Source organism: Streptomyces sp. NBC_00569, from assembly GCF_036345255.1.
Lineage (GTDB): Bacteria > Actinomycetota > Actinomycetes > Streptomycetales > Streptomycetaceae > Streptomyces.
In genome coordinates, this window is sequence record NZ_CP107783.1 from 7,251,829 (window position 1) to 7,277,452 (window position 25,624).

Sequence of the window (25,624 nt, forward strand, 5' to 3'; positions counted from 1 at the left end):
GGCTCCGTTCGTCGTCTGTCGGTGTTCGTGCTGCTGTTCTGCCTGGTCGGCTGCCTGAGCGAACGCTCAGTCGGTCGCCGATTGTTCCAGGCGGACGACGACGGACTTGCTGGTGGGGGTGTTGCTGGTGTCAGCGGTGGCGTCCAGCGGGATCAGGACGTTGGTCTCCGGGTAGTACGCGGCCGCGCAGCCCCGGGCCGTCGGGTAGTGGACGACGCGGAAGCCGGGGGCGCGGCGCTCCACGCCGTCCGTCCACTCGCTGACCAGGTCGACGTAGGAGCCGTCCGCGAGGCCCAGGGCCTGGGAGTCGTGAGGGCTGACGAGGACGACCCGGCGGCCGTTCCTGATGCCGCGGTAGCGGTCGTCGAGGCCGTAGATCGTGGTGTTGTACTGGTCGTGCGAGCGCAGGGTCTGCAGCAGCAGCCGGCCCTCGGGGAGCTTCGGGTACTCGACGGGCGCGGCCGTGAAGTTCGCCTTGCCGGTGGTGGTGGGGAAACGCCGCTCGTCGCGCGGGCCGTGCGGCAGCGTGAAGCCGGCCGAACCGCTCACACGCGCGTTGAAGTCCTCGAAACCCGGAATGACCTTCGCGATGCGGTCGCGGACCGTGGCGTAGTCCTTCTCGAACTCCTCCCAGGGCGTGCGTGACGCCTCGCCCAGGACGCGGCGTGCGAGGCGGGCCACGATCGCCGGCTCCGACAGGAGGTGCTTGCTCGCGGGCGTGAGGCGGCCGCGAGAGGCGTGGACCATGCTCATGGAGTCCTCGACCGTCACGAACTGCTCACCGCTGCCCTGGAGGTCCCGCTCGGTGCGGCCGAGAGTCGGCAGGATCAGGGCGCGCGCGCCGGTGACCGCGTGGGAGCGGTTGAGCTTCGTCGACACGTGCACCGTCAGGGCGGCGCGGCGCATCGCGGCCTCGGTGACGTGGGTGTCGGGGGAGGCCGCCACGAAGTTGCCGCCCATCGCGAAGAACACCTTCGCCGCGCCGTCGCGCAGTGCCTCGATGGCCCGTACGACGTCGAAGCCGTGCTCGCGGGGCGGTGCGAAGCCGAACTCCTTCTCCAGGGCGTCCAGGAAGGCGGGCGCGGGGCGTTCGAAGACGCCCATGGTGCGGTCGCCCTGCACGTTGGAGTGGCCGCGCACCGGGCACACGCCCGCGCCGGGGCGGCCGATGTTCCCGCGCAGGAGCAGGAAGTTGACGACCTCGCGGATCGTGGGCACCGAGTGCTTGTGCTGGGTGAGACCCATCGCCCAGCACACGACGGTGCGCTCGGAGGCGAGCACCAGGGCGAGGGCTTCCTCGATCTCGGCGCGCTCCAGTCCCGTCGCCGTCAGCGTCGCGTCCCAGTCGGCGGCGCGGGCGGCCTCGGTGAACTCCTCGTAGCCGTGGGTGTGCTCCTCTATGAAGGCGTCGTCGACGGCGCCTTCCGTCTCCAGGATCAGCTTGTTCAGGAGGCGGAAGAGGGCCTGGTCCCCGCCGAGGCGGATCTGGAGGAACAGGTCGGTCAGGGTGGCGCCCTTGAGCATGCCCTGCGGGGTCTGCGGGTTCTTGAAGCGTTCGAGTCCGGCCTCGGGCAGCGGGTTGATCGTGATGATCTTCGCGCCGTTCGCCTTCGCCTTCTCCAGGGCGGAGAGCATGCGCGGGTGGTTCGTTCCCGGGTTCTGCCCGGCCACGATGATCAGGTCGGACTTGTAGAGGTCCTCCAGGGAGACGCTGCCCTTGCCGATGCCGATGGTCTCCGTGAGCGCGGAACCGGACGACTCATGGCACATGTTCGAGCAGTCGGGCAGGTTGTTCGTGCCGAACTCGCGGGCGAACAGCTGGTAGAGGAACGCCGCCTCGTTGCTCGTGCGGCCCGAGGTGTAGAACACGGCCTCGTCGGGGGAGGCCAGGGCGGCCAGCTCCTCGGCGATGATGTCGAAGGCGCGCTCCCAGGACACCGGCTCGTAGCGCTCGGCGCCGTCCGCCAGATACATGGGGTGCGTGAGGCGGCCCTGCTGGCCCAGCCAGTACCCGGAGCGGGTCGCGAGGTCGGCGACCGGGTGCGCGGCGAAGAAGTCGGGCGTGACCCGGCGCAGGGTGGCCTCCTCGGCGACCGCCTTCGCGCCGTTCTCGCAGAACTCCGCCTTGTGCCGGTGGTCGGGCTCGGGCCAGGCGCAGCCCGGGCAGTCGAAGCCGTCTTTCTGATTGACGCGGAGAAGGGTGAGCGCGGTGCGGCGCACGCCCATCTGCTGCTGGGCGATCTTGAGGGAATGGGCGACGGCGGGCAGTCCGGCGGCGGCGCGCAGCGGCGCGTCCACCTGCGGCGCGTCCTGGACCGGATCTCCTGTGGGCGGCTTCGTTGCCATCGTCTGTTCCCCTTCGAGCACACGTGTGAGGTACGTCGCCGATCCTCGCACGCACGACTGACAGCCCTCGTCCAAGGACCGTGGCGGACCGGACTGTCAGTGGGGCGTGGCAGGATCGGGGGCGTGGCAGAGACAGCAGCGAAGAAGACCGAGAAGAAGACCTCAGGCAGCCGGCCGCGGCTGATGCTCATGGACGGGCATTCGCTGGCGTACCGCGCGTTCTTCGCGCTGCCCGCGGAGAACTTCACGACCGCGACCGGACAGCCGACGAACGCGATCTACGGCTTCGCGTCGATGCTGGCGAACACGCTGCGCGACGAGGCGCCCACGCACTTCGCGGTGGCGTTCGACGTCTCGCGCAAGACGTGGCGCTCCGAGGAGTTCACGGAGTACAAGGCGAATCGTTCGAAGACCCCGGACGAGTTCAAGGGGCAGGTCGAGCTGATCGGCGAGCTTCTCGACGCGATGCGCACCCCGCGCTTCGCGGTCGACGGGTTCGAGGCGGACGACATCATCGCCACGCTCGCCACCCAGGCCGAGGCCGCCGGGTTCGACGTCCTGGTCGTCACCGGCGACCGGGACTCCTTCCAGCTGGTCAGCGACCATGTCACGGTGCTCTACCCGACGAAGGGCGTCTCCGAGCTGACGCGGTTCACGCCGGAGAAGGTCGAGGAGAAGTACGGGCTCACCCCGGCCCAGTACCCCGACTTCGCGGCCCTGCGCGGCGACCCGTCGGACAACCTGCCGGGCATCCCCGGCGTCGGCGAGAAGACCGCCGCGAAGTGGATCAACCAGTTCGGTTCGTTCGCCGAGCTCGTGGAGCGTGCCGAAGAGGTCAAGGGCAAGGCCGGGCAGAATTTCCGCGACCACATCGAAGCCGTCAAGCTGAACCGCCGGCTCACCGAGATGGTGCGCGACGTCGAGCTCCCCAAGACGGTCGAAGACCTGGAGCGCGCCGCGTACGACCGCACGGCCGTCGCGATGGTCCTCGACACCCTGGAGATCCGTAACCCGTCGCTGCGCGAGCGGCTCCTCGCCGTCGACCCGGGCGCCGAGGAGGCCGAGCAGACGCCCGCCGAGCCCGGCGTCGAGGTCGACGGCTCGGTGCTCGGCGCGGGCGAGGTGGCCCCGTGGCTCGCCGAGCACGGCGACGCCGCCCTGGGCCTCGCCACGGTCGACACCTGGGCGCTCGGTGCGGGATCCGTCACCGAGGTGGCGCTCGCCGCCGCCGGGGGAGCGGCCGCCTGGTTCGACCCCGCCCAGCTCGACGAGGCCGACGAGAACGCGTTCGCGACATGGCTCGCCGACGCCGCGAAGCCCAAGGTCCTGCACAACGCGAAGAACGTCATGCGGGTCTTCGCCGAGCACGGCTGGACCGTGGACGGCGTCACCATGGACACGGCGCTCGCCGCCTACCTGGTCAAGCCCGGCCGCCGCTCCTTCGCGCTCGACGCGCTGACCCTGGAGTACCTGGGCCGTGAGCTCGCCCCGGCGGCGGCCGACGGACAGCTCGCCTTCGGCACGGAGGACGACGACCAGGCCGAGGCCGACGCCCTCATGGTGCACGCCCGCGCCATCCTCGACCTCGGCGAGGCCTTCGTCGGGAAGCTCCGGGAAGTCGGCGCGGCCGACCTCCTCAAGGGCGTCGAGCTGCCCACGTCCACGCTCCTCGCGCGCATGGAGCGGCACGGCATCGCCGCCGACCGTGCCCACCTGGAGGCCATGGAGCAGATGTTCGCGGGCGCCGTGCAGCAGGCCGTGAAGGAGGCGCACGCCTCCGTGGGCCACGAGTTCAACCTCGGCTCGCCCAAGCAGCTCCAGGAAGTCTTCTTCGGCGAGCTCGACCTCCCCAAGACGAAGAAGACGAAGACCGGGTACACGACGGACGCGGACGCGCTCGCCTGGCTGGCCACGCAGACCGACCACGAACTCCCCGTGATCATGCTGCGCCACCGCGAGCAGGCCAAGCTGCGCGTCACCGTCGAGGGCCTCATCAAGACGATCGCCGCCGACGGCCGCATCCACACGACGTTCAACCAGACCGTCGCCGCGACGGGCCGGCTCTCCTCGACCGACCCGAACCTGCAGAACATCCCGGTCCGCACCGACGAGGGCCGCGCCATCCGCCGCGGCTTCGTCGTCGGTGAGGGCTTCGAGTCGCTCATGACCGCGGACTACAGCCAGATCGAGCTGCGCGTCATGGCGCACCTCTCCGAGGACGAGGGCCTCATCGAGGCGTTCACCTCCGGCGAGGACCTGCACACCACGGTCGGCGCGCAGGTCTTCGGCGTCGAGCGGTCCGCCGTCGACGCGGAGATGCGCCGCAAGATCAAGGCGATGTCGTACGGGCTGGCCTACGGACTGTCGGCGTTCGGCCTGTCCGGGCAGCTGAACATCGAGCCGGGCGAGGCGCGGGTCCTCATGGACACGTACTTCGAGCGGTTCGGCGGCGTGCGCGACTATCTGCGCCGCGTCGTCGACGAGGCCCGCGCCACGGGCTACACCGAGACGATGCTCGGCCGCCGCAGGTATCTGCCGGACCTCAACAGCGACAACCGCCAGCGCCGTGAGATGGCCGAGCGCATGGCGCTCAACGCGCCCATCCAGGGCACGGCCGCCGACATCGTCAAGATCGCCATGCTGAACGTGGACAAGGCGCTCAGGGACGCGAAGCTCAAGTCGCGGCTGCTGCTCCAGGTCCATGACGAAATCGTCCTGGAGATCGCCCCGGGCGAGGCCGCGGCGGCGGAGGAGCTGGTCCGGCGCGAGATGGCGGGGGCCGTGCATCTGCGGGCGCCGCTGGACGTGTCGGTGGGCGTGGGCCCGGACTGGGAGTCCGCGGCGCACTAGCCTGCGGCGCGCCGTGGTGCGGGCCGGGCCGTGGTTCGGCTGTCGTTCAGGCAGGCCGTAGTTCAGCCGGCCGTAGTCAGATAAGGGGCGGAGCCAGTGGGCTCCGCCCCTTACCGCGTTCACCGTTGTCGCGTCACCGTTCCTGTCTCACCGGCGTCGGTGCCACCCCGCGACCGGCCGGACCTCGACGCCCCCGCACGAGAAGCGCGTACACGACCAGACCGAGTACGAGGCCCGCGCCCCCGCCGAAGCACAGGGTCGGGATGATCTCCCACGGCTTGGCGACAGATCCCCAGTACGCCCACCAGCGCACAGTCCGCACCCCCGCGGCCACCGCCACGCACCCGCCGATCACGAGCGCCGCCGCCCACCGCTCACTCACGGAGAGCTGAGGCAGCGCGGCGCGGGCGTCGGCGGCGGCCGCCGAGGGGACACGGCGCACCGCCGACACCACGAAGAGGGCGATCACGACGAGCGCGACCGCCGAACCCCCGTACTGCGCGTACCAGTAGAGAGGGGAGCCGGCGATCTTCTCGCCGAGGACCGGGAAGACCCGCATGCCCCACCGGTCGAGATGCGTGAACGCGTCCCACACCACGTGCGTCGTCGCGCCCAGGACGGCGGACACGTACCACCACCACACCGCGGCCACCGGGCGCCGCTCCCACGCGAAAGAGCCGGCCGGGCGTCCGGTGCCCGCACCCCGCGCCACCACGAGGACCGGCCCCCGCACCCGTCCCGGCAGCAGCGCGATCACCGGTTCCCGCAGCAGGCGCCACAGGCCGACCAGCACCGCGGCGACGGCCACGTCGATCGTGAAGACGCCCGGGAAGGAGTGGGTGAAGTCCCCGAACTCCATCGCCCCCGGCACCGCACTCGCCGCGAAGTACGTCACGTCGGGCGCGAACGAGCCCGCCACCAGCAGCGAGGGCACCAGCGCGCCGCGCCCGGTGCCGTCGCGGCGGACGGCCGGCAGCACGGCCGCGGCGTGGCTGATCGTGAACGGCAAGTGGTCCCCCTCGGACGGTTCCTGATGCGGTGCGTACGCGGTGTCGCTCAGTATGGCCCGTGGCGACCGCGGTAACGCGTACATGGCCAACCGGCAAAAAACGGGCACGAACAGGTGCCTGGGCGCAGGAAGTTGTCGTAGTGTCGCCTGGGTCACTCCACGCCGGGGAGCGCGGACTGACCCGTAAACGGTCGGCAATCGGAGGGGCTCACGGTATGGCGGCGCTATTCGGAAAGCGGTTGCGCAGGTCCGCGATGACGACCGCCGTGGCGGCTGCCGCCGTGGCGGCACTTTCCGCGTCCCAGGCGCCTGGCCTCACCGACACGCAGAACGGCAGACAGTCCACCGCCGACGCGACGCCCTCACCCGGTGACTCGGCGACCGGCAACTCCCCTTACTACACCGATCTGCCGCCTCTCAACAGCCCCACCGCGCCGCCCAGTACGGGTCCCGGCGGCCCGGTCGGCACGGGTACCGGCGTGAACGAGGCCGGCATCCCGGCCACCGTCCTCGACGCGTACAAGAAGGCCGAGGCGGAGCTCGCCGCGACGAAGCCGGGCTGCAATCTTCCCTGGCAGCTCCTCGCCGCGATCGGCAAGGTCGAGTCGGGCCAGGCCCGCGGCGGCAACGTCGACGCGAACGGCACCACGCTCAAGCCGATCCTCGGCCCGGTCCTCGACGGCAACGGCTTCGCGAGGATCACCGACACCGACAACGGCGCCTACGACGGCGACACGACGCACGACCGGGCCGTCGGCCCCATGCAGTTCATCCCGTCGACCTGGGAGTGGTCAGGCCGCGACGGCAACGGCGACGGCAAGAAGGACCCCAACAACATCTACGACGCCGCCCTCGCCGCCGGCCACTACCTGTGCCGCGGCGACCGCGACCTGTCCCAGAGCGGCGGCCTGCACGCGGCGATCCTGAGTTACAACCACTCGCAGGAGTACCTCGACACGGTCCTGAGGTGGCTCGAGTTCTACCGCAAGGGCACCCACGAGGTCCCGGACGGCACGGGTGTCCAGCCCGGAGGCCGCAGCGACGGCGGCCCCAGCTCCAGCCCTTCGCCGTCGCCGAGCAGCCCGGGCACGACCAGCCCGTCCCCGGGTACCTCCAAGCCGCCCAAGTCGCCCAAGCCCGGCGGCTCCCCGGGCACCGACCCGTCGAAGCCGGGCGGCGGAGGGTCCACGAGTCCCACACCGCCCACGCCCGCCGAGACGGTCGCGCGCATCGAGGACGCCGGCACGGGCACGCTCGATGCGACCGCCGGTGACGCCTTCGCCGAACGTGTCGCCGTCCGCACGGAGAACGCCGCGGGCAAGGGTGTCGGTACGGTCAAGGTGAAGCTCACCGTCGTCGGTGACACGGACCTCACCTTCAGCGGCGGGTTCAAGAGCGTCACCGTCGTCACCGACAGCACCGGCAAGGCCACCGCGCCGCCGCTGCGGGCGGGCGAGGACACCGGCGAGTTCACCGTCCGCGCCACCGTCGTCGACCGCAAGCTGCCCGGCCTCGACTACACGGCGACCGTCTCCGCCCGCCAGGCCGACGCCCTCACCAGGGTCGGCGACACGGAACAGACCTGTGAGACCGGCGGCCAGTTCGCCGACCCGGTCCAGGTCAGGGCCACGTACAAGGGCGACGCCGCCGACGGGGTCGCCACCACGGCCACGCTGATCAAGTCCAAGGACGACGCGACCGAGAACGACAAGGGCCCCTACTTCAAGGACGCGGACGGCAAGGCGATCCGCACGCTCAAGGGCCTCAAGACCGACGGCGACGGCCGCCTCCAGCTGCCGAGGATCTACGCGGACGACGCCACGGGCACGTTCCTGCTCCGCGTCAGCACCACCGGTGGCGCGACCCTCACCATCGAACTGAAGGTCACCGCGGCCGGCGCCACGGCAACCCCGTCCGCCTCGCCCTCGGCGACGTAACTCCCGTACGGCACAAGCCGTATCAGCAGCACCCGCGCCGCCCCCTCGCCGTTCACCGGCCGAGGGGGCGGCGCTGTTGTGCAACGTGTTCTCATCTCGGCCCCGCGTTGCTACGGTGCCCCAGCCCTGACGACCTATCAGATTCCGGATCCGGTGATCCGCCGGGAGGCTGCATGCGTGCCCTGATCGCCGCCGCGACCGGTCTGGCCGTGGCGCTCGCCCTCGTCATCACGATCTCGGCGATCGGCTCCCCGCCCGGCGAGACCTCGCCCGAACCGCTGCTGACCACCGTCCCCAAGCACCCCTGACCCGCCGAGGAGGCCGCCGCGATGCGCCGCAAGGCCAGCCTGATCCTGCTCGCCCTCGCCGTGTTCTGCACGGCGATGTCCCCGCTGATGCGCTGGTACGCGTTCCCGCGCCTCGCGAAGATCCCGGCCGGCCAGTACCAGAACGCCGTCCTGGAGGCCAAGAACCCGACCCTCCTCGACTACGGCTCGATGCAGTCGAAGAAGGTTTCCAAGGTCACCGTCGTCCAGACGCTCAAGGGCAACGTGGAGGCCTCCGAGCAGGTCGAGAAGAGCGCGGGCCGCGACGTCGTCGTCTGGGACTCGCTCTCCTACATCGTCGGCCCCGACGGCAAGATGGTCTCCCAGGTCCCCGAGCGCTACGTCTTCGACGCCCACAGCCAGGCACCCGTCCACCCCACGGGCAAGTACGCCGAGACCGTCGACGGCGACAAGGTCAGGCGCGACGGCATCGAGTTCAAGTGGCCCTTCCTCACCGAGAAGCGGGACTACGAGTACTACGACGCCCAGGCCCGCGTCACCCGGCCCATCCACTACAAGGGAACCCAGACGTTCCGCGGTCTGAAGGTCTACTACTTCGAACAGACCATCCCGTGGATGAAGGTCCCCCTGCCCAAGACGATGCCGGTCAAGGGCATCACACCGGAGTCCGTCGCCAAGACCGGCACCACCCGCTGGTACACCACGGTCCGCAAGTTCTGGGTCGAGCCGGTCACCGGGGCCCCCGTCTACGGCGAGGAGATCCAGCACAACGAACTCCGCGGCGGCACGCTCCTGGGCGGCCGCGACAAGGTGACGGTCTTCGCCGGGCACGTGAAGATGCGCGAGGACTACATCAGGTCGACGGTCGCCCTCGTCAAGTCCAACCGCGTCTTGGTCGTCCTGCTCACCTCGTACCTGCCGTGGGGCTTCCTGGTCCTCGGCCTGCTCCTGCTCGCGCTCTCCCTGTGGCTCGAGGCCCGCAGCCGCCGTCCGGGCGAACCCGAGGCCGCCCCGGAGCACGAGCCGGAACCCGTCAGCGCCTGAGCCGCGCGCTCGTGTGCCGCGTCGCGACCGCGCCCGCCGGATCCTCCGGCCACGGATGCTTCGGGTACCGGCCGCGCAGCTCGGCCCGCACCGCCCGGTACCCCTCGCGCCAGAAGGAGGCCAGATCCGCCGTCACCGCCGCGGGACGCCCCGCGGGCGACAGCAGATGCACCAGGACCGGCACACCGGCCACACGCGGTGACTCGTGCAGCCCGAACATCTCCTGCAACTTCACGGCCAGCACGGGCTGTTCGGGGTTCGCGTAGTCGATCCGGATCCTGGACCCGCTCGGTACCTCCAGCCGCTCCGGGGCGAGCTCGTCGAGGCGGGCCGCGTCACCGCTCGCCCAGGGAAGCAGCCGCCGCAGCGCCTGCCCCGCGTCGATCCGGCCCAGATCGGACCGGCGCCGCGCCTTGCCGAGCTCCGGCTCCAGCCACTCGTCCACGCGCGCGTGCAGCGCGTCGTCCGACACGTCGGGCCAGGGCGCGCCCAGCGTGCGGTGCAGGAACGCGAGCCGCTCCCGCAGCTCCCCGGCCTCCCGCGACCACCGCAGCAGCCCGAACCCCTCCCGCCGCAGCCCCTCCTTCAACGCCTCCCGTACGAGAGCGGGGGCGGCCTCCTTCAAAGGGCGCACGGCGAGCTCCACCGCGCCGAGACGCTCGACGTGCCGCGCCACCAACTCCCCGTCGGCCCACGCCACTTCGTCCCCCTCGGTACGCAGCGGAGCGGCGGCCCGCAGCGCGACCTCCTCGTCCACGACCGCGGCGAGCCGCACGCGCGCGTGCCCGGCGCCCACGGGCCGGTCGGCGACCGCGACGGCGATCCACGGCGCGCCCCGCAGCCGTGAACCGTCCGCGAGCGCGGCCCGCGTCCCGGACACCATCAGATACTCGCCGTCGCGCCCACGCCCCACCCGCTCCGGAAAGGCGAGCGCGGCGACGATTCCGGCGACCCGGTCCTCGGACAGGTCCCCGGGAGCGTCCTCGCGCGCCGTGGTCCGCCCGGCCGCCCCCGTGAGCCGCCGCACCTCCGTCTTCCAGCGCGCGGCGTACGCGTCGGCGCCCCGGCGCGCGGTGCGCCACGCGGCGGCCAGGTCGTCGCCGTAGTCGCGGGGCGGCTCCTCGCTCAGGAGGGCGACCACCTCGGCCGCGCGGCGCGCACCCACCGCAGGGGTCGCGTCCAGGAGGGCGCGGGCCAGGCGCGGATGCAGGCCGAGGCCCGCGAGGCGGGCGCCGCGCTCCGTGGCCCGGCCCGAGTCCGCCTCGACCGCCCCGATCGCCGTCAGGACGGACCGGGCCGCCGCCATCGCCCCGGCCGGCGGAGCGTCCAGGAGCGCGAGGCCCGAGGCGTCCGGATCGCCCCAGCACGCCGCCTGCAACGCGAACGCCGTCAGGTCCGCCACCTTGATCTCCGGCGCCGGGAACCGCGCCAGCCGCCCGTCCTCCGCCTCCGTCCAGCACCGGTACACCACTCCGGGAGCCTCGCGCCCGGCACGCCCCGCCCGCTGCCGCCCCGCCGCCTGCGAGGCCCGTACGGTCGTCAGGGCGCTCAGCCCGCGCGCGTGGTCCACCCGAGGCTCCCGCGCGAGGCCCGAGTCCACGACGACCCGCACACCCGGCACCGTCAGCGACGACTCGGCGACGGACGTGGCGAGCACCACGCGCCGCCGCGCGCCCGCCGAGAGCACCGCGTCCTGGACCGCGGCGGGCGCCCGCCCGTGGACCTGCAGCACGTCCACGTCACCCGGCTCGCCCAACTGCCCGGCCACGCGTGCGATCTCACCGACCCCCGGCAGGAAGCACAGAACATCCCCGCTCTGCTCCCGCAGCGCGCGCCGCACCACCGACGCCACGTGCGTCAGCAACGCCGGGTCCACCCGCATCCCGTGCGGCGGCCGCACCGGACGCGCGGGAGGCGCCCACACCGTCTCCACGGGATACGAGATTCCCTCGGCCTCGACCACGGGCGCCCCGCCGAGGAGGCGCGCCCACCCCTGCGCGTCCGTCGTCGCCGACGCCGCCACCAGCCGAAGCTCGGGCCGCAGCGCGTCGCGCACGTCGCACAGGAACGCCGCTACGGTGTCCGCGTCCAGATGCCGCTCGTGGACCTCGTCGAGCATCACGACATCCACGCCGGCCAGCTCCTGGTCGCGCTGGAGCCGTTGCAGGAGCACACCCGTCGTGACGACCTCCACGCGCGCGTGGCGCCCCATCACCCGCTCACCGCGCACTGTGTAGCCGACGCTCTCGCCGGCCTTCTCGCCCAGCAGCCACGCCATCCGCCGCGCCGCGGCCCGCGCGGCGATCCGCCGCGGCTCGGCGACGACGACCCGCCGGGCGGGCCCGTCACCGACGAGCCCGGCGAGCACCAGCGGCACCAAGGTCGTCTTGCCGGTCCCGGGCGGCGCCACGAGAACGGCGCTGCCCGGCGCCGCGGGCCCGTCGAGGGCATCGCGCAGGCCGGGCAGCGCACTGCGTACAGGCAGGTCCAGAGCGTCGTCACGGATCACGTGCTCAGTGTCTCCCTGGGGGCACCCCCGGCCGAAGGGTGGGGGATTTCGGCCGGGAGCCCCTGTCTAGCTTCGCTCGCAGACGAAGATCGCCGTGCCCGGGATCAGGTTGCCGCGCAGCGGGGACCAGCCGCCCCACTCCTGGGTGTTCCACGCGGGCCACTGCGGCTCGACGAGGTCCACCAGGCGGAATCCGCCGGCCACGATGTCACGCACCCGGTCACCGACCGTCCTGTGGTGCTCCACATATACGGCGCGTCCCTCGTCGTCCTGCTCCACGTAAGGGGTGCGGTCGAAGTAGGAGGCCACCACGGACAGGCCCTCCGGACCCGGCTCGTCCGGGAACGCCCAGCGGATCGGATGCGTCACCGAGAACACGAACCGGCCGCCGGGGCGCAGCACCCGGTGGACGTCCCGCAGCACCCGCACGGGATCGGCGACAAAGGGGAGCGCGCCGTACGCCGAGCAGGCCAGGTCGAACGAGCCGTCCGCGAACGGCAGCGCGCCCGCGTCCGCCTGCACCAGCGGCACCGCGCCGCCGTCGATGCGCAGGGCGTGCTGGAGCTGCCGGTGGGAGAGGTCGAGGGCGACGGGGTGCGCGCCCTGCGCGGCGAGCCAGCGCGAGCACTGCGCCGCGCCCGAGCCGATTTCCAGAATCACCTTGTCCTTCAGGTCCTCCGGCGGGCCGAGCAGCTCGGCCTCCACCTCGTCGAGGCCCTCGGGTCCCCATACGAAACGGTCGTCCCCGAGGAAGGTGCCGTGCTCGACCTGGTAGTCGTCCGCGTTCCTGTCCCACCAGCCACGATTGGCACGGGAACTCTCTGTGACGTCGGCGTCGCGCCGGGTGGCTTCGGGCTCGAACGGTTCGGGCTCTTGGATGATGGGCTCCCTAGTCGTACTCTTCCGTTCAACCCGTCGCGGCAGAGTGCCGAGCGGCCCATGTGGCCTCGTGCGACAGGTTTTGTGCCGGGTATGCGGCGATCCGCCCCGGGTGTGCGCCTTCGCGCATTGACCCTGTCCGGCTGCCCCCGTATGCTACAAGTTGCGCTGCGAGCCTGCGCTCCTCAGACGTAGCAGGCTGCGCTCGCATCTGTATGTATGTCCCCTCGGTTATCGAGGTGCCCCCTCCGGGAGTGGCGCTTCCTGAGCTGTCCGGTCTTCTGCAGTGCGATCACGGGCTCCCGGCGTAGCAGTACCTACGACTTCAATGTCCGTACCGGAGCCCTTACCCACATGACGAGCAGCACCGAGACCACCGCCACCACCCCGCAGGTAGCGGTCAACGACATCGGTAACGAGGAAGCCTTCCTCGCCGCGATCGACGAGACGATCAAGTACTTCAACGACGGCGACATCGTCGACGGCGTCATCGTGAAGGTCGACCGGGACGAGGTCCTGCTCGACATCGGTTACAAGACCGAAGGCGTCATCCCGAGCCGCGAGCTCTCGATCAAGCACGACGTCGACCCGAACGAGGTCGTCAAGGTCGGCGACGAGATCGAGGCCCTGGTTCTCCAGAAGGAGGACAAGGAAGGCCGCCTGATCCTGTCCAAGAAGCGCGCTCAGTACGAGCGTGCCTGGGGCACGATCGAGAAGATCAAGGAAGAAGACGGCATCGTCACCGGTACCGTCATCGAGGTCGTCAAGGGTGGTCTCATCCTCGACATCGGCCTCCGCGGCTTCCTGCCGGCCTCCCTCGTCGAGATGCGCCGCGTCCGCGACCTCCAGCCCTACGTGGGCAAGGAGCTCGAGGCCAAGATCATCGAGCTGGACAAGAACCGCAACAACGTGGTCCTGTCCCGCCGTGCCTGGCTCGAGCAGACCCAGTCCGAGGTCCGCCAGACGTTCCTCACGACCCTCCAGAAGGGTCAGGTCCGCTCCGGCGTCGTTTCCTCGATCGTCAACTTCGGTGCCTTCGTGGACCTGGGTGGCGTCGACGGTCTCGTGCACGTCTCCGAGCTGTCCTGGAAGCACATCGACCACCCGTCCGAGGTTGTCGAGGTCGGCCAGGAAGTCACCGTCGAGGTTCTCGACGTCGACATGGACCGCGAGCGTGTCTCCCTGTCGCTGAAGGCGACGCAGGAAGACCCGTGGCAGCAGTTCGCCCGTACGCACCAGATCGGCCAGGTCGTCCCCGGCAAGGTCACGAAGCTGGTTCCGTTCGGCGCGTTCGTCCGCGTGGACGAGGGCATCGAGGGTCTGGTCCACATCTCCGAGCTGGCCGAGCGCCACGTGGAGATCCCGGAGCAGGTCGTCCAGGTCAACGACGAGATCTTCGTCAAGGTCATCGACATCGACCTCGAGCGTCGCCGCATCAGCCTCTCGCTGAAGCAGGCCAACGAGGCCTTCGGTGCCGACCCGTCGACGGTCGAGTTCGACCCGACCCTGTACGGCATGGCCGCGTCTTACGACGACCAGGGCAACTACATCTACCCCGAGGGCTTCGACCCCGAGACCAACGACTGGCTCGAGGGCTACGAGACCCAGCGCGAGGCCTGGGAGACCCAGTACGCCGAGGCGCAGCAGCGCTTCGAGCAGCACCAGGCTCAGGTCATCAAGTCCCGCGAGGCCGACGCCCAGGCCGAGGCCGAGGGTGCTGCCGCTCCGGCCGGCGCCCCGGCTGCGTCCGGTGGCGGCGGTTCGTACTCCTCGGAGTCGGACGACAACTCCGGCGCGCTCGCTTCGGACGAGGCGCTCGCTGCGCTCCGTGAGAAGCTGGCCGGTGGTCAGAGCTGATCTGAACCCTCCGGGGTTCGGTAAGTAGTTGAGCGGGCTCGCACCCTTGGGGTGCGGGCCCGCTTCTCTGTGTCCGCCGACGCCTCCTACTCGGTGACCGGTACGTTCGTCAGGCCCTTGCCGCCCGTCACCGTGTTGTCGGCGTACACCGTCGTTTCGCAGCTTCCGCCGGCGTTCGTCACGTTGATCGCCAGTTGCTTGTCGCCGGTCGCGCCGCGCAGGTCCGACGTGTTGGAGCGGAAAACAGTGCCGCAGCCCCAACCGGACTGCTGGGTGTGGGTCTCGTAGCCGTTGTTCGTGGTGGCGCTGCCCCTGTTGTTCTCGACCAGGACGTCATTGCCCTTCACGTCGACCCACGAGTCGTCGAAGTTGGCTCCGGTCAGGCCGCTGCCGTCGAACGTGTTGCCGACGATCCGCGCGCCCGTTGTGCCCTCCTTGATGTCGACGTTCTCGCCGCCGACGTCCGGGCCGATCGTGTTGCCGGTGATCTGGATGCGGTCGCTCTTGTCGGAGGTTCCGCCGGCCGTGCCGACGTAGACGCCCTCGCCCATGCCGCGGCCGTCGTTGCCGGTGTCGTAGATCCGCGAGTTCTTGATCGTCCCGTCCGTGCTGGAGTTGCGGAAGTGGACGCCCTCCATGTCGAGCCCGCGGACGGTGACCGTGTCGACGACGACCCCCTTCGCCGAGTCGATCATGACGCCCTTCTGGCCGCCGGTGACGGTGATGCCCTGGACCGTCCAGTACGAGGCGCCGTTCAGATGCAGGCCGTAACCGCCGCCCGCCGTGAGGACCGCCTTCGCGGAGCCGGTCAGGGTGATGCGCGAGCCGGAGCTCGCGGCGATAGAGGTCTTGAAGTTGCCCATGTACGTGCCGTCGGCGAGATGGATCGTGTCGCCGGGCGCGGCCGCCGTGAGCGCCGACTTGAGCTGGGCCGCGGTGGAGACCTCGATGACCTCAGCGGGTGCGGCGGCGGGCGTCGCGAGGGCCGTGGCGGCTCCGGCGACGAGCGCGGAGGCGGTCAGGGCGGGCAGGAGTGTGGAACGCATGCGCATGTGGGGGGTGCCTTCCCGTCGGTTCGTGCAAAAGAAGTTCTTGTACGTGAACTGTGGGTGCGCATATGAACGTAGAGGTGTGGCATGACTGCGTCAAGGTCTGTACCAGGGGGCGCACTCGGCCGTCAGAAGCCGCCCGGGAGGGGCGCGGAGAGGGAATGCCCGCGCCCCAACAGGCGTTCTGGGTAAGGAACACGAGGAGGAGCGGTCACAGTGCTTGATCCGCAGGGTTTGTACGCATGGGAGCCGAAGGGCCTGGCCGTGGTGGACATGGCGCTCGCCCAGGAGTCGGCCGGACTGGTCATGCTCTACCACTTCGACGGATACATCGACGCGGGCGAGACCGGCGACCAGATCGTGGACCGGGTCCTCGACTCGCTGCCGCACCAGGTCGTGGCGCGGTTCGACCACGACCGGCTCGTCGACTACCGGGCCCGCCGCCCGCTGCTCACCTTCCGGCGCAACCGCTGGACGGACTACGACGTGCCCGCCCTCGAGGTGAGGCTCGTCCAGGACGCCACGGGTGCGCCCTTCCTGCTGCTCTCCGGCCCCGAGCCCGACGTCGAGTGGGAGCGTTTCGCGGCCGCCGTGAAGGAGATCGTCGAACGGCTCGGCGTGCGCCTCGCGGTCAACTTCCACGGAATCCCGATGGGTGTCCCGCACACACGGCCCGTCGGCCTCACGCCGCACGGCAACCGGACGGACCTCGTCCCCGGCCACCGCAGCCCCTTCGACGAGGCGCAGGTCCCCGGCAGCGCGGAGTCCCTCGTGGAGTACCGCCTCATGGAGGCCGGACACGACGTACTCGGTGTCGCCGCGCACGTTCCGCACTACATCGCGCGCTCGCCGTACCCCGACGCCGCGTTGACCGTCCTCGAAGCCATCACGGCGGCGACCGGCCTGGTGCTGCCCTCGGTGGCGCACGGGCTGCGCACGGAGGCGCACCGCACACAGACGGAGATCGACCGGCAGATCCAGGAGGGCGACGAGGAACTCGTCTCGCTCGTCCAGGGACTTGAGCACCAGTACGACGCGGCGGCGGGAGCCGAGAGCCGCGGGAACATGTTGGCCGAACCGACCGACATTCCGTCCGCCGACGAGATCGGCCTCGAGTTCGAGAAGTTCCTGGCCGAACGCGAGGGCGACGCGTAGGGGTTGTGGCCGGCGATGGGGCCCTCGCCTAAGCTGCCCGCATGCTGAAGGTGGGCCTGACCGGCGGAATCGGCGCCGGCAAGAGCGAGGTGTCCCGGCTGCTCGTGGAGCACGGGGCCGTACTGATCGACGCGGACCGGATCGCGCGGGAGGTCGTGGAGCCCGGAACTCCCGGACTCGCCGCGGTCGTCGAGGCGTTCGGCAGCGACGTGCTCGCCCCGGACGGCTCGCTGGACCGGCCGGCACTCGGCGCGATCGTCTTCGCTGACGCGGACCGCCTCGCCGTCCTCAACTCGATCGTGCACCCGCTCGTCGGCGCCCGCTCCGCCGAACTCGAAGCCGCCGCCACGGGTGACTCCGTCGTCGTGCACGACGTGCCGCTGCTCGCCGAGAACGGCCTGGCGCCGCTGTACGACGTCGTGGTCGTCGTCGACGCGAGCCCCGAGACCCAGCTCGACCGTCTCGTGCGCCTGCGCGGCATGAGCGAGGAGGACGCGCGCGCCCGCATGGCCGCCCAGGCCACCCGCGACAAGCGCCTGGAGATCGCCGACATCGTGATCGACAACGACGTACCGCTCGACGAGCTGCACCGGCGGGTCGGCGCCGTCTGGGCGGACCTCGCGCAGCGGGCGGCCGTGGCCTAGAAGGGGGACGGGTGTGGTCGTACTGGCGGCGTTCACCTTCCTCGGCGGCCTGGTGGCGATCCTCGCCGGGGCGTACGGGCTGCGGCGGACCCGGCGGATCAGCGAGGCCGGACGCGTCACCCAGGCACTCGTGAAACCCCCGCAGGCGGGTTCCGAGCGGCCCCGGCTGCAGTTCGAGACGCACGACGGTCTCGTCGTCGAGGTGCCGTCACCCGCGCCGCCCAGCCGGCGGCTGCCGCTGCCGACGGGCGGCCTGGTCGGCATCGCGTACGACGTCGACGACCCGCGCGAGACCGTGCTCATCGGCGGCGAGCGGCCCGTCCTCGACTGGGTGTTCGTGGCCGCGGGCGTGGCGCTTGCGGTGCTCGGCGCGGTACTCGCGGTGACCGGGCGCTGAGCCGCCGACTCGGTCGGACGTACGTACGTCAGGGTGTTCCGGGGGAGGAATAGGGCCGACAGTCCACGCCGTTGACGTGGATGACGAAGGAGGGAGACCGCTGTGCCCCACTCCAACCCGGAGACGCACGTCATCGACTTCCGCGCCGCTGAGCAACTGCTCGCGGCGCGTGACCCGCGAGGTGCGGTGAAACTGCTCGACCCGGTCATCGCGGCCCACCCCGAGAACACGGCGGCGCGGCTGCTGCGTGCCCGCGCGTTCTTCGCCGCGGCGCAACTGCGGGCGGCCGAGCTGGAGTTCACCATCGTCCTGGAGCGCGAGCCGGACAACGCGTTCGCGCACTTCGCGCTCGCCCGCACCTATCAGCGCGCGGCACGGCCGGACCAGGCCAGGCGCCATTTCCGGCTCGCCGCGGCGCTCGATCCGCAGCCCGACTACGTCGCCGCGGCCGCTTTCGACGACGCTCCGTAGGACGAGGCGGTCCCCTGGGGCGTTCCGGGGCGGTCTAGGGCCTGTGGTCCGGGGGATTGTAGGGAGGTACGTCGCGGCCCGGCTGGTAGTGCGGGCCCTGCCGGATGTGGCGGGTGATCACGAACAGGTCGACGGTCACGATCAGCCACAGCACCCCGCACGCGAGCGCCCACCACGGGCGGTCCGTGAGGATGAACGCGACCGTACCGAAGATCGCCCAGGCCAGGCCCCAGATGCTGAGCCACAGCCGGGCGCGCAGGGCACTGCGCGCAGTCACGGGTTCACTGCCCGTACGCATCGTCACCACCTCCGCCCGTGAAGAGGTACCCCCTCAAGGGTGCCTCTTCACGGGCGCAGACGTCGGGCGCGTCCGCACCCTCGCGCGGCGCACCGTTCCCTGAAAAGGTGAGGTGGTTTCCGGTCGGCGGAGTTCGGTCTCCAGGGTTCGGCCGGCGGAGGGAGGACGCGTGCTGGACGGGCGGAAGAGCGGCGAGCGGCTCGCGGGATGGGTGGAGGCGCTCGACGGACAGGGGCGGGCGGAGGCCCCGATCCCCGACGCGGAGGACCTGCCCGAGATCCTCCTCGACCTCGGGGTCGCCCACGAGGACATCAACGAACTCGTCGCGCTGCGCCCCCGCGTGGCCGACGATCCCCGAGTGCGCGATCTCCTGGAGCGGGCCGTGGACGCCGTCACCCGGGACATGGGCACGGTCGGCGGAAGCCCTCGCTTCCCGTCTCCGCCCGACGGCGGCGACCTCCTCGAACGCTGCTTCTCCGTGTACGTCTACGTGGCGGCGCTGCCCGCCACGCGCGCGTACCACCGCGGTCTCGGGGTTCCGGACGACGTCTCGCGGCGCACCCTCGCCGACCTGGGGCGTCACATGGCCGTCCACCGCAGGCGGTACGGCAGTTGCGGCATTCACGCGGTCGCCTGGCTCGGCCTGCACTTCCATGGGGAGCTCTACCAACTCGGCCGGCTCCAGTACCAGCGGGCCCGGCTCGGCGGGCGCACGGCCGGCGCGGCCGCCGCCGCGGGCCTGCCGGTGACGGCGGACGACCTGTGCATGAACCTCCACATCCCCGACTTCCGGGGCCCGCTGTCCCCGCGCGCGTGCGACCGGTCCCTCGCTCTGGCCAGGGAGTTCTTCGCGCGGCGCTACCCCGAGGAGCGCTACGAAACCGCCGTCTGCCACTCCTGGCTCCTCGACGCCCAGCTGAAGGCCCATCTGCCGAAGGACTCCAACCTGGTGCGCTTCCAGGAGCGCTTTCGTACGTCCTGGGAGGACACGGAACCGGACGACGAGGGCCCGGTCGGCTTCGTCTTCGGCGACCCCCGTCTCCCCATCGGTGAACTGCCGCGCCGCACGAGCGTCGAGCGGGCCGTCGGCGACCACCTGCGGCGCGGCGGGCACTGGTACGGAGGGCACGGCTGGTTCCCACTGCCTTGGTCGGGAACTGCCGCCCAGGGGAAGCTCGTTGAAGGGGCATGAGCCTTGAGATGCGTGAGGGATACGGAGGGACGGGACCCGGCGCCATCACGCCGGACGGCTGCGCGGTCGATCTGTACGCGCGCCTGCCCGTAGGGGATGAGCCCGACATCATCGCCGCGGCCGTGCCCGCGGGAGCGACCCTTCTCGAACTGGGCAGTGGCGTCGGCAGGATGACGCACCCCCTCATCGAGCGCGGCTTCACGGTCACGGCCGTGGACGAGTCCGCCGAGATGCTGGAGCGGGTGCGCGGGGCGCGGACGATCTGCTCGCCGGTCGAGGCGCTGGACGCGGGCGGGACGTTCGACGTGGTGCTGCTCGCGTCGTTCCTCGTGCACGCCGGGGACGTGGCGGTGCGGCAGGGGCTGCTCGACACGTGCCGGCGCCATGTCGCGGACGGGGGATGCGTACTGATCCAGCGCGAGGGCCCGGACTACCACACGAACCTGCCGCGTGAGCGCGTGGACCCGAGCGGCTTCACGGTCCGCATCGTGTCCGCGGAGCCCGTCGGGGACGGGGTGAACTCGGTGCGTGCGGAGTACGAGTTCCCCGACGCGGCCTGGACGCACACGTTCCTGGCACGGCCCCTGACGCGAGAGCAGTTCGAAGAGGCGCTCGCCCAGGCCGGGTTGAAGGTCGACCGGTATCTCACGGACGACCAGGTGTGGGTGCGGGCGGTGCCTGCATAAAGGCACCGGGCGACCGATGAGTTCCCTCGGGTGCTGCCGTCTACCTCTGTGACAGCCGGACAGCGAGGCCCGGCGCCGACTCACCGAGGAGCACCTCATGTCCGAGACCACCGCCCCCGTCACGACCGCCGCTTCCGCCGCCTCCGTCGCCCCGGCCGCCGGCAGGGCCCGCGCCGCCCGCGTCGCGCTGCGCACGCTCACGGTGCTGCTCGCGCTGTTCTACGGTGTCGCGAGCGCCCTGCCCAAACTGATCGCGCACCCCTCGGCGGTCGAGGCGTTCGACACCATGGGGTGGGGGAGCGCGGCGATGTACATCATCGGCGTCCTCGAACTGACGGGCGGAATCGCCCTGTTGGTGCCGGTGCTCTCCGGGGTCGCCCCGCTCGCGCTGAGTGCGCTGATGGCCGGAGCGTTCGTCGTGCAGATGTCCTACTTCGACGGGGAGAACGCGGCGACGCCGCTCGTCCTGATCGTCCCGCTGGCGCTCCTCGCGTGGACACGTCGCCGGAGCAACGCGGATCTGGTCCGCCTCGTCAAGCGCCGGGCGTGACCCGCGCGGCCGGAGGCTGACCCCGTCGACGTACGGGGTCAGCCTTTTTCGCGTCCGTCCGCGTGCTCCTGCGCCGGGGGTACGGGGCCCGCGCCGAATGTCGCGCGCAGCCGGTCCATGTCCCGGCGGTCCCGCTTCGTCGGGCGGCCCGCGCCGCGGTCGCGGACGGCCACGGGGGCGACGGCGGCGCGCGGCGGGGGCGGCGGGCTGTTGTCCACGTAGCACTCGACGGCCACAGGGGCGCCCACGCGCTTGCGGATCAGGCGCTTCACGATCACGACCCGTTCGTGCCCGCCGGCCTGCCGGACCCGCACCTCGTCGCCCACGCGCACGTTGTAGGCGGCCTTCACCCGCTCACCGTTGACCCTCACGTGCCCGCCCCGGCACGCAGTCGCGCCCGCCGAGCGCGTCTTGGCCAGCCGCACGGACCAGATCCAGCTGTCGATCCGCACGCTCTCACCGGCGCCGGGGCCGGCCGCCCGCGCGGCAGCCGCCGCGCTGGAGGCCGAGTCCGAACCAGTACCCGAACCGGAATCCGGTGCGGCACCCGGACCGGAGTCCGAGGCGGTATCCGAAGCAGTATCCGAAGCCATGCCTCGACCTTAGTCCCGGATTGCCCCGATCCGGCGAGTCACCCGGACGCCACACGTCACACCGACGAATAATCCGGACAAACTGCCATGTATCTCAAAGGTAGTCATCGGACATCGAGGGGTGTGGACGCCATGGACGCCAGGGACCTGCAAGCCGAAGTCGACGGTCTGATGGACGGACTCCGCGCCGACCTGGAACGGCTCGCCGCCATCCCGTCCATCGCCTTCCCCGGCTTCCCGGCCGAACCCGTGAGGGAGGCGCACGACCTGCTGGTCGGGCTGCTCGGGGAGGCCGGTGTCGAACGCATCGAGCGGATCGACCTGCCCGACACCGCCCCCGTCATCTTGGGCGAGATCCCGCCACCGACGCCGGACGCGCCGACCGTCCTGCTCTACTCGCACTACGACGTCCAGCCCGCCGGTGACGAGAAGCTCTGGAAGTCCCCGCCCTTCGAGCCGACCCCCGTCGAGGGCGGACTGCGGGCGCGCGGCATCGCCGACGACAAGTCGAACGTCATCGCGCACCTGGGCATGCTGCGGGCCTTCAAGGGCCGCCCGCCCGTCGGCGTCAAGATCGTCTTCGAGGGGCAGGAGGAGTACGGCAGCCCCTTCGACGACTACCCGCCCACCGACCCCGAGCGGTTCGCCTGTGACGCCATGGTCATCGCCGATCTCGGCAACCTCCGCCCCGGCACCCCCACCCTCACCACGGGTCTGCGCGGCGCGTCCGAGGTCGTCGTCGAGGTCCGCACCCTCGAAGAACCGCGCCACAGCGGCGAGTTCGGCGGCGCCGCCCCCGACGCCCTGCTCGTCCTGCTCAAGGCCCTCGCCACCCTGCACGACGTGCACGGAGACGTCGCCGTCGAAGGCCTGCGCCGCGAGAAGTGGGCCGGCACGAGCTACACCGAGGACGAGTTCCGCTCCCTCGCCGGCGTCGAGGACGGCGTGCCGCTGATCGGCAGCGGCACCCTCGGCGAGCGCCTGTGGAGCGGCCCCGCGATCACCGTCATCGGCCTCGACGCCCCCGCCGTCGAACACGCGGCGTCCGCCGTGGTGCCGTACGCCCGCGCCAAGCTCAACCTGCGCTTCCACCCCCGTCAGGACCCGAAGGAGGCGCAGGCCAGGCTCGTCGAGCATCTGCGCTCCCTCACGCCCTTCGGTGTCCGGCTCACCGTCACCCCCGGCGACACGGGCCCCGGCTACGAGGCCACGACCGGCGGCCCCGCCTACCGCGCCGCGCTCACCGCGCTCAAGGAGGCCTGGGGCACGGACGCCTCCTACGTCGCGACCGGCGGTTCGATCCCGCTGGTCAACGGCCTGGCGAAGGCCGCACCCGGCGCCGAGGTACTCCTCTTCGGCGCCCAGGACAGCATGTGCAACCTGCACGCCCCCAACGAGCGCGTCCTGTTCTCCGAGCTGCGCAGCACCGTCGTCGCGATGTGCGCGTTCGTCCGCGAGTACGCCGCCGGCTTCCGCGCCGGAACCGCCTCGCGACGGTAAGACCCCAACACCACGGTGGCGGGGCACAGCGCGAAGAAGCAGGAAGCCACGGAATCCCACTTGCGGCCTGTGTCGCGTAGCGGCACAGCACCGGGTAAGGGACGGCCAGAATCCTCGGGCTTCGGCCCGAGGAGCATGCCAAGACAAGTACCTGCGTTTCATCTGGCCGCTGCTGGCCATCCTGTTCGTGCTGATCTGCGGGTTCGTGGCGGCGGGGGCGGCGTGGACGTGACGGGTGCGCGTTCCTTCGGGCCTTCGGCCGTCAGCGGCGCGTGCGGCGGCGGGTCCGTTCGCCGGGGGTCTCGATGAACTGGAGTTCCAGGGCGGCCGGGGCCGCGGCGATCCCGGGGCCGCCCGCCTCGGCCCAGCGCAGGATCTCGTCCGTCGCGTCGTCGCCCATCGACCAGCCCACCCATGCGGGGCGTCCGCCCCGCCGCCGGCCCTCTCCCGACGGCTGCACCACCATGACGTTCGCCTGGTCGCAAGGGCCCAGACAGTCCGTCACCCGCACCGCGACCGCGCCGCCGGACGAGGCGGCCGCGGCCCGCAGCCGCTCCAACTGCCACGCGTGGTCATAGCCGGGGTACTTCGCCGTGTTGCCGCAGCAGCAGCCCCTGCACACCACGAGGGTGCAGGGGCGGGCGCCGGCGGCACCGATCACGGAACGGGTGGGTCGGGTAGGTCGGGCGGGCACAGAACTCCTTGTCCGGGCGGGCACATGACGCGTACAGGTACGGAGCGATTCTCCGTCATGTACGCGTCCGCCCCCAAGTGCGCGCCCCGGGCGCCCCGTAATGGAGTCGCCGGCCCTCACGCACCGTCGATAGCCTGGCCCCATGCCTGCCGCGCACGAAGTCATGACCGATCGCGTCTTCCTCGACCACGTCGCCGACCGGCTCGCCGGGCTTCCCGGTGTGCGGGCCGTCGCGCTCGGCGGGTCGCGGGCCCAGGGCACTCAACGACCGGACAGCGACTGGGACTTCGCGATCTACTACCGGGGCGATTTCCAGCCGGACGACCTGCGGGGCGTCGGGTGGGAGGGGGAGGTCTCCGGGATCGGCGGGTGGGGTGGCGGGGTCTTCAACGGCGGGGCCTGGCTGACCGTCGACGGGCGGCGCGTCGACGTCCACTACCGCGATCTCGACGTGGTGGAGCGGGAGTCGGCCGAGGCCGAGCGGGGGCGCGTCCGCTGGGAGCCGCTGATGTTCCATCTGGCCGGGATCCCGACCTACCTCGTGGTCGCCGAACTCGCCCTCAACCAGGTGCTGCGGGGTGCGGCGCCCTGCCCGGACCGCTACCCCGAGGCCCTGCGCAAGGCGGCCCCCGAGATGTGGTGGGGACGCGCCCAGGGCACGCTCCAGTACGCCAGGGCCAACAACGCGCCCCAGGGCGGCAGGGCCGAGGTGCACGGAGCGGTCGCCGTGGCCGCGCTGTCGGCCGCCCACGCCGTACTCGCCGCACGCGGCGAGTGGGTCACCAACGAGAAGCGACTCCTGGAGCGGGCGGGCCTGTTGGGCGTCCACAGCCTGCTCGCGGGCGCGTCGGGCGACCTGACCGACGTGGTCGACCGGACTCAGCTCCTCCTGGAGAGCGCCGTCGACTTCGCGCGCAGGACCTGATCGGGCGCAGCCGGCCGTACAGGCCGGGCGGGCGTGATCAGGGACGCAGGCTGCGCGGGCGAGCGCCCCAGCTCGTACACGGCCATGTCCTCCCACACCTGCCCGTCCGTCACGATCAGGCGCACCGACCCGACGCGCGCCGTCACCGGAAGCATCGGTCGCAGTTCCCGCTCCAGCGCGTCGTACGCCGTCTCGTACGTTTCCGGTCCCTCGTCGTTCGCCAGCGTGAGGTGGGGATCCAGTCCCTCCGGCCCGAACACGCCTCGGTAGGGCACCGCCTCCGGCCAGCGCTCCCGCACCGCCCGTGTCAGGGCGCGCACGGGGGCCTCGGGAGCGGGCGGGAGATAGAGGACACCGGGGTAGCGACGGAACTCGGCGAACGTCAGGTCGAGCGGGTCCCGGTCCGCGAACAGCGCCGCCAGCTCGGCGTGGACCTCCGGCGTGATCCGCTTGGCGGGTAGGAAGGGGTAGAGCACCGTGATGTGAGCCGGGAACGGCGCCCGCACGCAGGCGTCCGCCTCCGGGATCCGGATCGTCAGGGCCGTGTCGCCGGGCACGTCCGGCCAGCCGTCCTCGCTGCTCACGGCGCGCCATCCTGCCACGGCGCCCCCCGGAAGACACGCGGTGGGTTCCCGGTCCGAGACGTGCCGCACGACGTCCCGCACATCGTCACATCGTGGAAACGCGCACGTACCTTTCCCTCCGAATACGCCCCCTACGCTTGACGCACAAGCCCAGGCCGACGTCGTCCG

General features: G+C 71.5%; 23 protein-coding genes. 14 read left to right on the top strand and 9 right to left on the bottom strand.

Translation table 11 applies throughout. The annotated features are described in order from the left end of the window. Positions 1–66: 66 nt before the first annotated feature. Positions 67–2,346 (bottom strand): FdhF/YdeP family oxidoreductase, encoded by a 2,280-nt coding sequence (locus OHO83_RS32590; RefSeq protein ID WP_330280123.1) that lies wholly within the window; start codon positions 2,344–2,346, stop codon positions 67–69. A gap of 123 nt (positions 2,347–2,469) precedes the next feature. Between OHO83_RS32590 and polA the strand changes: the two genes are divergently transcribed. Then, positions 2,470–5,196, top strand: a complete 2,727-nt coding sequence (polA, locus tag OHO83_RS32595) for a DNA polymerase I (RefSeq protein WP_330280124.1) — start codon at positions 2,470–2,472, stop codon at positions 5,194–5,196. 133 nt (positions 5,197–5,329) lie between these two features. Here the strand turns inward: polA and OHO83_RS32600 are convergent, their stop codons facing one another. After that, positions 5,330–6,205, bottom strand: coding sequence for a DUF4184 family protein (locus OHO83_RS32600; protein ID WP_266669423.1), 876 nt, complete (start codon positions 6,203–6,205; stop codon positions 5,330–5,332). 215 nt (positions 6,206–6,420) lie between these two features. Here OHO83_RS32600 and OHO83_RS32605 point away from each other — a divergent pair, with 215 nt between their 5' ends. The 3 genes from OHO83_RS32605 (at position 6,421) to OHO83_RS32615 (ending at position 9,473) form a co-directional block, all read left to right on the top strand. Next, positions 6,421–8,142: a lytic transglycosylase domain-containing protein gene (locus OHO83_RS32605; protein WP_266669421.1), complete on the top strand. Its 1,722-nt coding sequence runs from the start codon at positions 6,421–6,423 to the stop codon at positions 8,140–8,142. Positions 8,143–8,315: 173 nt separating this feature from the next. After that, entirely contained in the window at positions 8,316–8,450 is a 135-nt protein-coding gene (locus OHO83_RS32610) for an SPW_0924 family protein (protein ID WP_266669419.1), read from the top strand. 21 nt (positions 8,451–8,471) lie between these two features. After that, a complete protein-coding gene (locus OHO83_RS32615) occupies positions 8,472–9,473 on the top strand; it encodes a DUF3068 domain-containing protein (RefSeq protein WP_329435654.1) in 1,002 nt (333 codons plus the stop codon). Here OHO83_RS32615 and hrpB read toward each other — a convergent pair. Further along, positions 9,463–11,982, bottom strand: coding sequence for an ATP-dependent helicase HrpB (gene hrpB, locus OHO83_RS32620; protein WP_266669415.1), 2,520 nt, complete (start codon positions 11,980–11,982; stop codon positions 9,463–9,465). The genes OHO83_RS32615 and hrpB overlap by 11 nt on opposite strands. 66 nt (positions 11,983–12,048) lie before the next feature. Beyond that, the gene (locus tag OHO83_RS32625; RefSeq protein ID WP_389562947.1) at positions 12,049–12,861 is read right to left on the bottom strand and encodes a class I SAM-dependent methyltransferase; all 813 of its coding nucleotides are present in this window, start codon (positions 12,859–12,861) and stop codon (positions 12,049–12,051) included. A 354-nt stretch (positions 12,862–13,215) separates the two neighbouring features. On the opposite strand from OHO83_RS32625, the gene rpsA reads away from it, so the two are divergent. Further along, on the top strand, positions 13,216–14,718 hold the full coding sequence (gene rpsA / locus OHO83_RS32630; RefSeq protein WP_116502678.1) for a 30S ribosomal protein S1: 1,503 nt from the start codon (positions 13,216–13,218) through the stop codon (positions 14,716–14,718). 86 nt (positions 14,719–14,804) lie between these two features. On the opposite strand, the gene OHO83_RS32635 is transcribed toward rpsA, so the two are convergent. Next, a complete protein-coding gene (locus tag OHO83_RS32635) occupies positions 14,805–15,770 on the bottom strand; it encodes a right-handed parallel beta-helix repeat-containing protein (RefSeq protein WP_330280125.1) in 966 nt (321 codons plus the stop codon). Positions 15,771–15,983: 213 nt separating this feature from the next. On the opposite strand from OHO83_RS32635, the gene OHO83_RS32640 reads away from it, so the two are divergent. The 4 genes from OHO83_RS32640 (at position 15,984) to OHO83_RS32655 (ending at position 18,434) form a co-directional block, all read left to right on the top strand. After that, positions 15,984–16,922: a PAC2 family protein gene (locus tag OHO83_RS32640; protein WP_266669410.1), complete on the top strand. Its 939-nt coding sequence runs from the start codon at positions 15,984–15,986 to the stop codon at positions 16,920–16,922. Positions 16,923–16,963: 41 nt separating this feature from the next. Next, positions 16,964–17,566 carry a dephospho-CoA kinase gene (gene coaE, locus OHO83_RS32645; RefSeq protein ID WP_266669408.1) on the top strand — a complete coding sequence of 201 codons (603 nt, stop codon included), beginning with the start codon at positions 16,964–16,966 and terminating at the stop codon, positions 17,564–17,566. A gap of 13 nt (positions 17,567–17,579) precedes the next feature. Then, the gene (locus tag OHO83_RS32650) at positions 17,580–17,963 is read left to right on the top strand and encodes a DUF3592 domain-containing protein (protein WP_266669406.1); all 384 of its coding nucleotides are present in this window, start codon (positions 17,580–17,582) and stop codon (positions 17,961–17,963) included. A gap of 102 nt (positions 17,964–18,065) precedes the next feature. Further along, positions 18,066–18,434, top strand: a complete 369-nt coding sequence (locus tag OHO83_RS32655; RefSeq protein WP_116502684.1) for a tetratricopeptide repeat protein — start codon at positions 18,066–18,068, stop codon at positions 18,432–18,434. 34 nt (positions 18,435–18,468) lie between these two features. Here the strand turns inward: OHO83_RS32655 and OHO83_RS32660 are convergent, their stop codons facing one another. Continuing rightward, positions 18,469–18,732 (bottom strand): DUF6343 family protein, encoded by a 264-nt coding sequence (locus OHO83_RS32660; RefSeq protein WP_266669404.1) that lies wholly within the window; start codon positions 18,730–18,732, stop codon positions 18,469–18,471. Positions 18,733–18,943: 211 nt separating this feature from the next. Between OHO83_RS32660 and OHO83_RS32665 the strand changes: the two genes are divergently transcribed. The 3 genes from OHO83_RS32665 to OHO83_RS32675 all read left to right on the top strand — a co-directional run bounded on the left by OHO83_RS32665 (position 18,944) and on the right by OHO83_RS32675 (position 21,160). Continuing rightward, entirely contained in the window at positions 18,944–19,924 is a 981-nt protein-coding gene (locus tag OHO83_RS32665) for an acyltransferase domain-containing protein (protein ID WP_330280815.1), read from the top strand. Further along, positions 19,921–20,610: a class I SAM-dependent methyltransferase gene (locus OHO83_RS32670; RefSeq protein WP_266669402.1), complete on the top strand. Its 690-nt coding sequence runs from the start codon at positions 19,921–19,923 to the stop codon at positions 20,608–20,610. Before OHO83_RS32665 ends, OHO83_RS32670 begins: the two co-directional genes overlap by 4 nt. Positions 20,611–20,707: 97 nt before the next feature. Then, complete coding sequence (locus tag OHO83_RS32675; RefSeq protein ID WP_330280126.1) at positions 20,708–21,160, top strand: DoxX family protein; 453 nt, start codon at positions 20,708–20,710, stop codon at positions 21,158–21,160. Between the two features lie 38 nt (positions 21,161–21,198). Here the strand turns inward: OHO83_RS32675 and OHO83_RS32680 are convergent, their stop codons facing one another. Continuing rightward, the gene (locus OHO83_RS32680) at positions 21,199–21,753 is read right to left on the bottom strand and encodes an RNA-binding S4 domain-containing protein (RefSeq protein ID WP_266669399.1); all 555 of its coding nucleotides are present in this window, start codon (positions 21,751–21,753) and stop codon (positions 21,199–21,201) included. 132 nt (positions 21,754–21,885) lie between these two features. Between OHO83_RS32680 and OHO83_RS32685 the strand changes: the two genes are divergently transcribed. Then, the gene (locus tag OHO83_RS32685; RefSeq protein WP_330280127.1) at positions 21,886–23,253 is read left to right on the top strand and encodes a M20/M25/M40 family metallo-hydrolase; all 1,368 of its coding nucleotides are present in this window, start codon (positions 21,886–21,888) and stop codon (positions 23,251–23,253) included. Between the two features lie 262 nt (positions 23,254–23,515). On the opposite strand, the gene OHO83_RS32690 is transcribed toward OHO83_RS32685, so the two are convergent. Continuing rightward, a complete protein-coding gene (locus OHO83_RS32690; protein WP_266669397.1) occupies positions 23,516–23,947 on the bottom strand; it encodes a (2Fe-2S) ferredoxin domain-containing protein in 432 nt (143 codons plus the stop codon). Between the two features lie 142 nt (positions 23,948–24,089). On the opposite strand from OHO83_RS32690, the gene OHO83_RS32695 reads away from it, so the two are divergent. Next, positions 24,090–24,872, top strand: coding sequence for a nucleotidyltransferase domain-containing protein (locus tag OHO83_RS32695; RefSeq protein ID WP_329435665.1), 783 nt, complete (start codon positions 24,090–24,092; stop codon positions 24,870–24,872). Here OHO83_RS32695 and OHO83_RS32700 read toward each other — a convergent pair. Beyond that, positions 24,827–25,456, bottom strand: a complete 630-nt coding sequence (locus tag OHO83_RS32700; protein ID WP_330280128.1) for a 2'-5' RNA ligase family protein — start codon at positions 25,454–25,456, stop codon at positions 24,827–24,829. The two genes, OHO83_RS32695 and OHO83_RS32700, sit on opposite strands and share 46 nt — an antisense overlap. Positions 25,457–25,624 lie beyond the last annotated feature (168 nt).